The organism is Bradyrhizobium sp. Kon56, from assembly GCF_055807635.1.
The window spans coordinates 1-263 of record NZ_JBVVOU010000461.1 but is presented as its reverse complement, the minus strand read 5'-3'; the positions used below and the strand labels follow the sequence as shown (position 1 = coordinate 263).

Sequence of the window (263 nt, the reverse complement as noted above, 5' to 3'; positions counted from 1 at the left end):
GGTCCACAAGGCGCGCAACATCATGGAACGCCTGCCGAAAGAGCATCATGCGCCCACCCGTCGGGTGCTGCGCCAGGCGTGGGAGCTCGATGACGCCGACAAGGCTGAAAAATTGATCCACAATCTCGCGCGTCGCCTCGACCAGCAATGGCCCGGCGTCGCGGCCAGCATCCTCGAAGGCCTCGACGAAATCCTGACTGTCGTCCGGTTGAAGCTGCCGAAGGAGCTTCGTCGATCGCTCGCCTGTACCAACATCGCCGAGA

At 62.7% G+C, this 263-nt stretch carries 1 protein-coding gene; it reads left to right on the top strand.

Annotated features, from left to right (window positions below; genetic code table 11):
• Positions 1-263 (top strand): transposase (locus tag AC0L3B_RS39665; RefSeq protein ID WP_473383321.1); only part of this gene is annotated, 263 nt, incomplete at both ends.